This window comes from Exiguobacterium sp. UBA6282 (genome assembly GCF_002440475.1).
Classification (GTDB): domain Bacteria; phylum Bacillota; class Bacilli; order Exiguobacteriales; family Exiguobacteriaceae; genus Exiguobacterium_A.
Genome location: NZ_DJUM01000053.1, coordinates 38,778 through 50,836, shown reverse-complemented (window position 1 = coordinate 50,836; position 12,059 = coordinate 38,778). Strand labels below are relative to the sequence as shown.

Below are 12,059 nucleotides of genomic sequence, written 5' to 3'. Positions count from 1 at the left end.
ATATGATGACCGCAAGGGGTGTCGCTTGAAAAGCGGCTGAGAGGAGTCTTTTAGACTTTAACCCTTCGAACCTGTTCCGTTCAAACGGACGTAGGGATGTGGCGCACGCAGGCAGTACGGCGTTCGTCGTACTGCCTTTTTGCGTCCTCTCGTACAATGAAGGAGGAAAATAGCATGAAACGGTTACAAATGATGATGGAAATTGCCATCTTCGCCAGTCTCGGAGTCGTCTTTGATTTACTGATTCCATTTAAAATGCCACAAGGCGGTTCAATCAGCTTAGCGATGTTACCGATCTTCGTCATGGCATTTCGCCACGGGGTCGTCGGAGGGGTCGTCACGGGAGCGCTTGTCGGTACGATTCAATTGATGTTCGCTCCACAAGTCTTGACGATCGTTCAACCGATGCTTGACTATACGATTGCGTATGGTGTCGTCGGATTAAGTGGTCTGTTCGCGCGTCAAGTCAGACTAGCCGCACGCAATGGACAAAAGAAAAGCTTGATGGCGTTCGTTCTCCTGGCGACGTTATTAGGCGCAGGACTCCGTTATATCTGTCATGTCATCAGTGGAATCGTCTTTTTTGCCGAGTATGCCGAAGGTCCAGTCGTACCGTATTCATTGATTTATAACGCGACATACATGGTACCATCTTATGTTTTATGCGGTGTCGTCGCGGGTCTCCTCTTTACAACTGCGCCACGTTTACTANNACCGTCTTACGTTCTTTGTGGTGTCGTTGCGGGTCTTTTATTTACGACTGCGCCACGCTTACTCCGTTATTCGGCACGAGGCGTCTGAGATGCGGGCGATTCTCGTCTGTGCCGGTCCGCGAGAAGAAGCGCCGGATTTACGGACGTTTTGTCAGCCAGGTGATTTTATCGTCGGTGTCGACGGTGGTGTTCAGACGATTGAATCGTTTGGGCTGACATGCGACCTGACGATTGGTGATTTTGATTCGCTTGGTTATGTACCAGAAGGGGCAATCGTTCATCCGGCCGAGAAAGATGAAACGGATCTCGAACTGGCACTTCGTACAGTCTCAGAGGAGAAACAGTTTGAGGATACCTTCATTATCGGGGCGACAGGTGGGCGGCTCGACATGACCGTCCAAAATGTATATCTATTGAAGCGATACCCAGAGGCACGACTCGTGACGAAACGAGAAGAGGTACGATACTTGGCTGAGGGAACGTATGCAGTCGAAGCAGGGAGCTATCATTATCTTTCGTTCATTCCACTCGTACCATCGACTTTAAGCTTATCCGGAGTCAAATATCCACTTGATGCACATCCAGTACCGGTCGGAGGTTCCTTGACCGTCAGTAATGAATGGTGTGCGTCAGAAGCGAAGGTAGAGCTCCATCAAGGAGAACTATTGATGATGCGGACGCTTAAGGAATAGCACAATCATAGGAAAGAGGCCGTGGATGACTCCGCGGCCTCTTTTTAGATGAAATTATTCTTCGAGTTGAGAAGGGGCGACACGGATGTCGCTTTGAGCGGATAGATGTTTTCCTTTGACGAAGAGATGATAACTTCCCCACATGACAAGGAAGAAAGGAACACCGATGTATAGAGCGATTCGTTGATCCGCTTGAAACGCAAGACTGACGAGGACGACGACGTTAAGTGTCAACGAAATCAGTGGTAACACCGGATAGAGTGGTGTCTTGAATTTCAGTTCGGATACATCGTGTCCGTTTCGGACGAACTGACGACGAAATGCAAGCTGCGAAGCAGAGATTGAAATCCAGCCGACTTGAGCCCCGAGTCCGGCTAAGGACAAGAGCCAAATGAAGACGGTATCTTCTGCGAAAAATGCGGTCAGAAGCGATAACATCGCGAACATCATCGTAAAGAGCAACGCCCGCATCGGCACACCACGTGCATTGACGTAAGATAATTTCTTTGAAATCATCCCTTCTTGCGCCATTGCCCATAACATCCGAGTCGCCGCATATAATCCGGAGTTTCCGACGGACAACAGTGCCGTCAAGACGACGATGTTCATCAAATCAGCAGCGTACGGAATACCGATCGCATCAAAGACCATGATGAACGGACTGCTGACTCCGCGAGCTGTTTCATACGGAATTAATGCACCAACGATCGTAATCGATAAGACGAAGAAGATGAACGTCCGCCAGACTGTATTGCGGATCGCTTTTGGAATCGATTTTTCGGGCGTGTCGGACTCCCCAGCCGCAACACCAATCAATTCCGTTCCTTGGAAGGCGAAGTTGACGGCAATCATCGTCGTCAAGACACCGAGAATTCCGTTCGGAAACCAACCGCTTGCCGTAAAGTTCGCAAATAACGATGTTGGGCGATCTGCTTCCATCGGTAACCAGCCGAACCAAGCAGCGCCACCTAGAATGATGAAGAACAGGATCGCGAGGACCTTCAAACTCGAGAACCAGAATTCAGCTTCACCGAATGCTTTGGCGGAGACGGCGTTCAGACCGAACAGTAAGACCGTAAAGACGGTACACCAGACGACAACGGGTACGTTCGGAAACCAGCGGTCCATCAAACTGCCGGCAGCTGTAATTTCGAGTGCCACCGTCACNNCCGAGCCAATAAATCCAACCGACGGCAAAGCCGATTCCTGGTCCGATGAAGCGGGTCGTATAGGTCTGAAATGACCCCGAGACCGGCAGATAGACCGCTAATTCTCCTAGACATAACATCGTCAGATACATGATGGTCCCACCCACGATGTAACTGAGGACCGCCCCGAGAGGTCCTGCTTGTGAAATCGTTAACCCTGACCCTAAAAATAAGCCTGTTCCGATGATTCCGCCGAGTGAAATCATGAACAGGTGTCGACTCGTCATCTCTCGTTTGAGTTGCATGATGACTTCCCCCAATTCTGACAAAATAAAGTACGTTCCTATTGTAAGCGTTTTCAATAAAAGCGACAATTAGTTTATGAGAAAAATAAATGAGGGCATAAAAAAACCGGAAGGGAAGATTCCCATCCGGTGGTTGCGCCTTATACGCGTTCGACTTTACCTGATTTAAGAGCTCGAGCTGAAACCCAAACCTTTTTCGGCTTACCGTCGACGAGGATACGTACTTTTTGTACGTTGACTCCCCAAGTACGTTTTGTTTTGTTCAATGCGTGTGAACGGTTGTTACCCGACTTTGGCGATTTCCCAGTAACGTAGCATTTACGTGCCATGCGTTCCGCCTCCTTTTATGTTGTTTTGCGTTCGTCCTAATAGACACTTTGCTATCTTAGCATGGTGTCAGGGCGGTTGCAACATAAAAAAAGTAGCTGACAAGAAAAAAACTTGACAGACAACCTCGAAATTTAAAATAATGGATGAGGATGATGGTAAAAGTTCATTTGACCGCTACTATTTTTCACTTATTCATTGTATAGTCAGTACGGCGACTTTTCAATAGTAGGTCCTTATAGTAGAATTATGAGAAGAATACAATATTCAAAGGGGGCTACTCAGGTGGCGATCGAGATGAAAACGACCTATGGAAAGATTGATGTAGATAATGATGTCGTCGCGCAACTTGCGGGCGGCGCAGCAATGGAATGTTTTGGTGTCGTTGGTATGGCATCCCAGTCTCAAATCAAGGATGGTCTTGCTGAACTCTTAAAACGTGAGAACTTTGCACGCGGTGTCATCGTTCGACAGGCTTCAGAGCAGGTCCATATCGATATGCATATCATCGTAAGCTATGGAACGAAAATCTCAGAGGTGGCGAACAACGTACAGAGTCGCGTGAAATACACGCTCAGTCAGGCACTAGGTCTTGACGTGACATCTGTGAACATCTTTGTCCAAGGAGTCCGCTTGACGAATGTCTAAGGCGGGAATAGAGGAGGAAACTTTAGTGAGTGTAGATCGTTTAACAGGAGCGCAGTTAGTCAAGATGATTCAAAATGGCGCGGCGAATCTTTATCAAAACGCAGATTTCGTCGATTCATTGAACGTCTTCCCTGTGCCAGATGGTGATACGGGAACGAACATGAATTTGACGATGACTTCAGGTGCAAAAGAAGCAGGTAAATCCACTTCGGATTCTGTATCGGAAGTCGCAAACGTCTTCGCACGTGGATTATTGATGGGGGCGCGCGGAAACTCTGGCGTCATCTTAAGTCAATTGTTCCGTGGATTCTCGAAATCAATCGAAGGAAAAGCAACGATTGATACGAAAGAGTTCGCTGATGCGTTACAAAAAGGTGTCGATACAGCATACAAAGCAGTCATGAAACCGGTCGAAGGAACGATCTTGACAGTTGCCCGTGAGACAGCTGTCGCTGCTATCGCACAATCTGAAACGACGACGGATTTCTTAGAGTTGATGCGTCAACTCGTCGAAGCATCGAAAGTATCGCTTGACGGAACTCCTGACCTTCTTCCTGTATTAAAAGAAGTTGGTGTCGTTGATTCAGGTGGTCAAGGTCTCGTCTGTATCTATGAAGGATTCCTCGCGACACTCGAAGGAAAAGAACTTGATAAGCCACATGCGCCAGTCATGGAAGCACTCGTCGAAGCAGAGCATCATAAATCGGCTCAAAGCTTCATGTCGACAGAAGAGATCCATTACGGCTACTGTACGGAAATCATGGTTCGCTTCCAAGATGACAAGTTAGCAAATGCGCCGTTCAGTGAAGAAGCATTCCGGAACGAATTAGCGGAATTCGGTGATTCGTTGCTCGTCGTCGCGGACGAAGAGCTCCTTAAAGTTCACGTCCACGTCGAAACGCCAGGAGAAGTCATCACAAAAGGACAACGTTTCGGTGAGCTCGTTGCTGTTAAGATTGAAAATATGCGTCAACAACACTCGACGATCCTCGAAGAAGAGGGCGCGAACCAAGTCACTCCAGTCGCTGCACCGAAGACAAAAGCGAAAGCAGCCCTCGTGACAGTCGCAATGGGTGAAGGTATCAGTGAACTCTTTAAATCACTCGGTGTCAGTGTCGTCATCGAAGGCGGACAAACGATGAACCCGTCAACGGAAGACATCGTCAAGGCGATCGAGGATGCACACGCTGAACATGTCTATGTTTATCCGAACAACTCGAACATCATCATGGCCGCTGAACAAGCAGCTTCTGTTGCGAATTGTGGCGTAACTGTCGTGAAATCAAAGACAGTCCCACAAGGTTTGGCGGCGACGATCGTCTATAATCCTGAAGCGACTGTTGAAGAGAACGAAGCACACATGGAGGATGCGATCGCAGCTGTGAAGTCGGGTCAAGTCACATATGCCGTTCGTGATACGAATATTGATGGTGTTGAAATCAAGAAAGACGATCACATGGCGATTGCTGAAAAACAAATCGTCGCTACGGACACTTCGAGTCTTGGTGCTGTCAAGAAACTGGTCGATACACTCGTCACAGAGGACGACGAAATCATCACAGTTCTTTACGGTGAAGGCGTTTCGACAGAAGAAGTCGACGACCTCGTCGCGTACATCGAATCGGTTAATCCGGATGCTGAAGTGGAAGTCCACGACGGCAAACAACCACTTTATTCGTACATTTTAAGCGTCGAATAAAACCATCATACTGAAAAAGGGCGACTAGCCTTTTCACGAATCCCACCATCTGCGATAATAGAGGTGGGATTTCGTTTGTTTCATAGAGAGGGGAAAAGAAATGAAATATCGTAGCGTCTTTGACATCATCGGACCAGTCATGGTTGGTCCATCGAGCTCGCATACAGCAGGGGCTGCACGGATTGGATTGATGGCGGGTAAATTATTCGGGGAAACGCCTACTGTCATCCACATCACGTTTTACGGTTCATTCGCTGATACGTATCGTGGACATGGAACGGATGTCGCCATCATCGGCGGTGTTCTCGGATACGATACGTTTGACGACCGGATTCCGCAATCGATCGATATCGCGAAGTCGAAAGGGATTGAGATTCATTTCGAGACGAGTGAAGCGTTGACGGATCATCCGAATACGGCTCGTGTCCATTTGACGAATGGAGTAGAAGAGTTTGAATTGGTCGGTATTTCAATTGGTGGGGGAACGATTGAAATCACGGAATTAAATGGCGTACCGCTTCGTTTGTCCGGTGGGGGACCGGCACTTGTCGTCTTACACCATGACCGGTTCGGAGCAATTGCAGCCGTGACGAGCATTTTGGCTGATTACGAAATCAACATCGGGCATATGGAAGTATCACGGCACGAAAAAGGAAAACAAGCACTTATGGCAATTGAGATTGATGACCGGATAACGGCAGAAGTGTTGGAAGAAATCGATCGGTTACCTCAAGTCGAGCGTGCCGTCATGATGGGAGAGTGAAGAAATGTTTAAATCCGTTAAAGAACTCGTCGCCATCGCGACGGAACGAAATATTCCAATTTCGGAAGTCATGATCGAACAAGAGATGACGGTTCGTCATTTGGAGCGAGATGAAGTCTATGCGATGATGGAACGAAACCTACAAGTGATGGAAGATGCGGTCGCTCGTTCACTTGATGGCGACGGTGTCCAATCGGTGACAGGTTTAACTGGTGGAGATGCTGTCTTACTCCAGCGGTACCGTGCTTCAGGTAAAGGATTATCCGGTGATTTATTACTGGACGCCGTTAGTAAAGCAATCGGAACGAATGAAGTCAATGCTGCGATGGGAAAAATTTGTGCGACACCAACGGCAGGGAGTGCCGGCGTCGTGCCAGGTACGTTATTTGCGGTCAAAGATCGCTTAAACCCAACGCGTGAGCAAATGCTACGCTTCTTATTCACATCCGGTGCATTCGGCTTCGTCGTCGCGAACAATGCGTCGATCTCCGGAGCGGCTGGTGGCTGTCAGGCAGAAGTTGGTTCAGCAACAGCGATGGCAGCTGCTGCCATCGTTGAGATGGCGGGCGGAACACCGGATCAGTCAGCACATGCCTTTGCGATCGCACTGAAGAACATGCTCGGACTCGTCTGTGATCCTGTCGCAGGACTCGTCGAAGTGCCATGCGTGAAACGCAATGCGATGGGCGGGGCGAATGCTGTTGTCGCTGCCGACATGGCACTCGCAGGAATCACGTCACGGATTCCGTGTGATGAAGTCATCTCAGCCATGCATGAGATTGGTCAGATGATGCCGTCTGCGCTTCGCGAGACAGCAAAAGGTGGACTCGCGAATACGCCGACGGGTCGCTGGCTCGAAGCGAAAATCTTCGGAGAGTTATCGAATGAATCCATCACGTGACGTCAAGACATTAAAAGGTGTCGGACGGGATTTGGCGAAAAAACTAGAAGAGATGAATATTCTCACCGTTGCGGACGTGCTCGAGCACGTCCCGTTTCGTTATGACGACTTCGTGACGGGAAGTCTAACGGAAGCAATCCATGAGGATAAAGTCAAGTTCACGGGTCAAGTCCAGTCTGAACCACTTGTGCGCTATTATGGCAAAGGAAAGAATCGTTTAACGTTCCGTCTGCTCGTTGAAGAACGGTATAGTGTGACCGTAACGATGTTCAACCGGGCATTCTACAAAGACCAATTGCAACTCGGAGCAGAAGTGACTGTCAGTGGCAAGTGGGATTTACACCGGATGACGATCTCTGCGACGGAATTGCAATTCGGGGCAATCGAAGGCGAATTGACACCCGTTTACTCGCTCCGGGGTGACATGCGGATGAAGACATTCCGACGCGTCGTCGACTTGGCGTTCAAGGAGACTGAGGCATTAGCTGAACGAATCCCGGATAGCATCCGGAAGACGTATCGGTTGCAAGACCGGATGACGATGTTGAAGTCGCTTCATTTCCCAACGAATCGACAAGAGTTGACGGCTGCTCGTCGCAGTTATGTCTACGAGGAGTGCCTCTATTTCCAGCTGAAATTACAGGCGTTACGTCTTGGACGACGGAAAGGTCGAGGGATGGCCTTGCCTTTACATGAAACGGATATCGCGAATTTCATCAAGAGCCTGCCGTTTCCGCTGACAGGTGCCCAGCAACGTGTGACAAAAGAGATCCTAGACGACATCGGTCGCGGCGAACGAATGAATCGGTTGCTGCAAGGGGATGTCGGAAGCGGGAAGACCGTCATCGCTGCCATCGCCTTGTTCGCGACGGTTCGTGCGGGAAGACAAGGCGCTTTGATGGTGCCGACCGAAATTTTAGCGGAACAGCATGCAGCGTCGCTTGCCCCATTGCTTGAACCACTTGGGATTCGTGTCGGTCTGCTGACGAGTTCCGTTAAAGGGAAAGCGCGTGCGCACTTGCTAGAAGCCCTCGTGACAGGAGAGATCGACGTCTTGGTCGGAACACATGCGCTGATTCAAGACACCGTTCAGTTCAAGGCATTACACCTCGTCATCACCGATGAACAACATCGCTTCGGTGTCGAACAACGGAAACGATTGCGCGCGAAAGCCGAACAGGCAGATGTATTATATATGACAGCGACACCGATTCCGCGTACGCTTGCGATATCGGTCTTTGGAGATATGGATGTTTCGATCATCGATGAGATGCCGGCGGGACGAAAGGAAATCGAGACCTACTGGGCGAAACCGCAACAGATGGAACGCGTTTTCGGGTTCGTCGAGAAAGAATTGTCGCAAGGTCGACAAGCCTACGTCATCACGCCATTGATCGAGGAATCCGAATCACTCGAAGTTCAAAATGCGATCGAATTACATGCGACATTGACCGAGCGGTTCAAGCCCTATCATGTCGGTTTGATGCATGGGCGCTTGACTTCTTCAGAAAAAGACGAGGTCATGCAGGCGTTCAAGGACAACACCGTTCAAATTCTTGTTTCGACGACGGTCGTCGAGGTCGGCGTGAACGTTCCGAATGCATCGATCATCGTCATTCATGATGCAGAACGCTTTGGGCTAGCTCAATTACATCAATTAAGAGGACGCGTCGGACGAGGCGATGCTCAGTCATACTGTATTTTGATCGCTGATCCATCTTCTGACACAGGGAAGGAACGTATTAAAACGATGACGGAAACGAATGATGGCTTCAAGCTAGCGGAAAAGGATTTGAAACTGCGCGGAGCCGGAAATTTCTTTGGTACCGAACAAAGTGGATTACCGAGATTCGTCTTAACCGATCCAGCACTTGATATTCAAGTCATGGAAACGGCCCGACAAGATGCAGTCCGATTACTGCGATCGGATGCTTTTTGGCAAGCGCCGGAATACGATGTCTTACGTGAATATATCGAACGGCAAGGGCTTCTTGAAGGAGAAAGAATCGAATAATACTTGAAAGTGAACAACAAGGGATATATACTACTGTTAGTACCAGGTAATAATAGTAGTCATCCTTCTTGTGGGAGGAACGTACATGCGGGTACCTAAAAAACAGAGACAACAAGAATTATTACAGACGATCGAGCAAAATCCGTTCATCACGGATGAAGCGCTGGCGACACGATTTCGTGTCAGTATCCAGACGATTCGTCTGGACCGGATGGAATTAAAAATTCCGGAATTACGGGAGCGAATTAAACATGTCGCGACTGAACGCCTGGATGATGTGCGTACGTTGACTGAAAATGAAGTCATTGGTGATATGATTGACCTGAAACTTGATACATCTGCCATCTCAATCCTTGAGGTTTTGCCGGAACATGCGTTTAGTCGAAATGCAATCGCCCGTGGACATATCTTGTTCGCACAGGCGAACTCGCTTGCGATTGCGCTCATCGATGATGAACTCGCGTTAACGACCCGTGCGAACGTTCAGTTCACACGCTCCGTCCACGTCGGAGAACGCGTCGTCGCGAAGGCATTCGTCAGTTCCCATCGCCAAGATGGGCGTTCTGACATCACGGTAGAGAGTTATGTCGGTGAAGAATGTGTCTTTATCGGCGAATTCACAGTGTATCGAAGTAGTAAGGAGGAATCGAAATGATTTTAGCAGTTGACGCCATGGGGGGCGACCATGCACCCCGTGCCATCGTAGAAGGGGTCGTTGCCTATCTGGCAGAACGTCCAAACGACAACATCGATATCCGACTAGTCGGAGATGAGTTGAAGTTACGCTCATACACAATCGAGGATCCGCGCGTGACGATCGTCCACGCAGCATCCGTCATCACCGGAGAAGATGAACCGGTACGTGCCATTCGCCGCAAGAAAGATAGCTCACTCGTTGTGGCTGCAAACCTGGTGAAATCAGGAGAAGCAGATGCCTTGATTTCAGCAGGCAACACGGGAGCGCTCATGACTGCCGGATTGTTCGTCATCGGTCGGATCGAAGGAGTTGACCGTCCTGCACTGGCCCCGACTTTCCCGACACGTAATGGGAAGGGTGTCGTCATCTTAGATGTCGGCGCCAACCCGGATGCGAAGGCAGAGCATTTGCTCGATTATGCCATCATGGGGTCTGTCTACGCAGAACAAGTTCGCGGTATCACACATCCTAAAGTCGGGCTCCTGAATATCGGATCAGAAGCCGGTAAAGGGAATGCATTGACGAAGGAAACGTATCCGCTACTTGAGACAGCACCGATTCATTTCGTTGGGAACGTCGAGGCGAGAGAAGCGATGAGCGGTGACGTCGATGTCATCGTTACGGAAGGTTTTGCCGGCAACACGTTACTTAAGAGTACTGAAGGGGCAGCCAGTATGATCATGGGTGTCATGAAAGAACAATTCATGAGCTCGTGGACATCAAAGCTCGCCGCTCTCGTACTGAAACCGAAGTTGAAAAAAATGAAGCAGTTGCTCGCCTATGAAGAATATGGTGGTGCCGGACTATTCGGTATTGCGGCTCCGGTCATCAAGGCGCATGGATCAAGTAATGCCTATGCATTCAGCAGAGCGCTCGTTCAAGCTGAAAAGATGGTCGAACAAGAAGTCGTTGCCAAAATCGTTCAGGCGAAAGCAACTGAAGCACGTTAAGAAGGAGTGAGACGAGATGGGGAAAACAGTTTGGATGTTTCCGGGACAAGGGTCACAGACGCCTGGAATGGGACAGACGCTCATCACGCAAGACGAGACACGCCAAGCACTCGCTGACCTCGGAACGCGAATTGGTCTGGATCTGACGACGCTGATGACGACAGGGACGAAGGATGAATTGAAAGCGACGGATATCGCTCAACCAGCCATCGTCGCACACAGTGCATTACTCGCACAGCAGTACGCAGCACAAGGACATACACCTGATTTCGTACTCGGACACAGTGTTGGAGAATATAGCGCGCTCGTCGCAGCTTCTGTCATCACACCGTCTGAAGCCGTCTATCTCGTCCGCGAACGCGGAAAACTCATGAATCAAGTCACGGGTGGAACGATGGCAGCAGTCATTGGCATGAATGATGTCGAGGCAGCCCATCACGCGGTTGAATCAATTGCGGCAACGGGAGAAATCGTTCAAATCGCCAACTACAACTGCCCTGGACAATTCGTCATCTCTGGACAAATCGCGGCGGTCGAATCTGCCACAGCGAAGTTGAAAGAGCTCGGAGCAAAACGAGTCTTACCACTTGATGTCTCGGGTGCGTTCCATTCGTCGCTCATGACACCTTTCGCACCACGATTCGAAGATATTCTCGTATCATCACCGTTTAAAGCGGCGAAGACGAAATTCATCTCGAACGTTGATTGTGCATTTCACGATCAACCAGACGAATTGATTCGTTTGCTCGTTCAGCAACTCTATTCGCCGGTCCGGTTCGAATCATGCGTCGAGCGTCTCATCGAAGAGGGTGCGGATACGTTCATCGAGTTCGGTCCGTCATCTCCACTTAGCGGTCTCGTGAAACGAATCAAAAAAGATGCGAAAATCATCAGCATCACGACACTTGAGCAATTGGAAGCGGAGGGAATTCGTTGAGTAAAGTAGCACTCGTCACTGGCGCGTCACGCGGTATCGGAGCTGCCATCGCAAAGCGATTGGCAACAGATGGTTTCCGTGTCGTCGTCAACTATGCAGGAAGCACGGACAAGGCGGAAGCTGTCGTCCGTGAAATCAAGGAAGCAGGCGGTGAAGCACTCGCGATTCAAGCGAATGTCGCTGAAGCGGATGCTGTCAAACAGATGATCAAACAAACGATTGATGCGTTCGGTCAACTGGATTGTGTCGTCAATAATGCCGGCAT

General features: G+C 49.5%; 11 protein-coding genes, 2 pseudogenes and 1 riboswitch (1 of these 14 only partly in view). Of the genes and pseudogenes, 11 read left to right on the top strand and 2 right to left on the bottom strand.

What is annotated here, in order from left to right; all coding sequences use genetic code 11:
* Positions 1-4 precede the first annotated feature (4 nt).
* Positions 5-114, top strand: a riboswitch (TPP riboswitch).
* Both thiT and B2751_RS13360 read left to right on the top strand, forming a co-directional pair.
* Positions 97-801 (top strand): energy-coupled thiamine transporter ThiT, encoded by a 705-nt coding sequence (thiT, locus tag B2751_RS13365; protein ID WP_422653608.1) that lies wholly within the window; start codon positions 97-99, stop codon positions 799-801. Its footprint overlaps the riboswitch before it by 18 nt.
* Before the next feature lies 1 nt (position 802).
* Positions 803-1,405, top strand: coding sequence for a thiamine diphosphokinase (locus B2751_RS13360; RefSeq protein WP_290775259.1), 603 nt, complete (start codon positions 803-805; stop codon positions 1,403-1,405).
* 54 nt (positions 1,406-1,459) lie between these two features.
* Here the strand turns inward: B2751_RS13360 and B2751_RS13355 are convergent.
* Positions 1,460-2,858 (bottom strand): annotated as a pseudogene (locus tag B2751_RS13355) (amino acid permease).
* A 140-nt stretch (positions 2,859-2,998) separates the two neighbouring features.
* Positions 2,999-3,187, bottom strand: a complete 189-nt coding sequence (gene rpmB, locus B2751_RS13350; RefSeq protein ID WP_023468758.1) for a 50S ribosomal protein L28 — start codon at positions 3,185-3,187, stop codon at positions 2,999-3,001.
* A 283-nt stretch (positions 3,188-3,470) separates the two neighbouring features.
* Here rpmB and B2751_RS13345 point away from each other — a divergent pair, with 283 nt between their 5' ends.
* The 9 genes and pseudogenes from B2751_RS13345 to B2751_RS13305 form a co-directional block, all read left to right on the top strand.
* Positions 3,471-3,833 (top strand): Asp23/Gls24 family envelope stress response protein, encoded by a 363-nt coding sequence (locus B2751_RS13345; protein ID WP_023468757.1) that lies wholly within the window; start codon positions 3,471-3,473, stop codon positions 3,831-3,833.
* 25 nt (positions 3,834-3,858) lie between these two features.
* Entirely contained in the window at positions 3,859-5,532 is a 1,674-nt protein-coding gene (locus tag B2751_RS13340; protein WP_375091899.1) for a DAK2 domain-containing protein, read from the top strand.
* 100 nt (positions 5,533-5,632) lie between these two features.
* Positions 5,633-6,295 carry an L-serine ammonia-lyase, iron-sulfur-dependent subunit beta gene (sdaAB, locus tag B2751_RS13335; RefSeq protein ID WP_023468755.1) on the top strand — a complete coding sequence of 221 codons (663 nt, stop codon included), beginning with the start codon at positions 5,633-5,635 and terminating at the stop codon, positions 6,293-6,295.
* A 4-nt stretch (positions 6,296-6,299) separates the two neighbouring features.
* On the top strand, positions 6,300-7,196 hold the full coding sequence (gene sdaAA, locus B2751_RS13330; RefSeq protein WP_035406913.1) for an L-serine ammonia-lyase, iron-sulfur-dependent, subunit alpha: 897 nt from the start codon (positions 6,300-6,302) through the stop codon (positions 7,194-7,196).
* Positions 7,180-9,210: an ATP-dependent DNA helicase RecG gene (gene recG, locus B2751_RS13325; protein WP_290775257.1), complete on the top strand. Its 2,031-nt coding sequence runs from the start codon at positions 7,180-7,182 to the stop codon at positions 9,208-9,210. The genes sdaAA and recG overlap by 17 nt, the downstream gene beginning before the upstream one ends.
* An 85-nt stretch (positions 9,211-9,295) precedes the next feature.
* Positions 9,296-9,865, top strand: a complete 570-nt coding sequence (fapR, locus tag B2751_RS13320) for a transcription factor FapR (RefSeq protein WP_035406919.1) — start codon at positions 9,296-9,298, stop codon at positions 9,863-9,865.
* On the top strand, positions 9,862-10,857 hold the full coding sequence (gene plsX / locus B2751_RS13315; RefSeq protein ID WP_290775256.1) for a phosphate acyltransferase PlsX: 996 nt from the start codon (positions 9,862-9,864) through the stop codon (positions 10,855-10,857). The genes fapR and plsX overlap by 4 nt, the downstream gene beginning before the upstream one ends.
* Positions 10,858-10,873: 16 nt before the next feature.
* Positions 10,874-11,794, top strand: a complete 921-nt coding sequence (gene fabD, locus B2751_RS13310) for an ACP S-malonyltransferase (RefSeq protein ID WP_214854551.1) — start codon at positions 10,874-10,876, stop codon at positions 11,792-11,794.
* A pseudogene (locus B2751_RS13305) lies at positions 11,791-12,059 on the top strand (3-oxoacyl-ACP reductase family protein); it runs 384 nt beyond the window's last position. The gene fabD and the pseudogene B2751_RS13305 overlap by 4 nt, the downstream one beginning before the upstream one ends.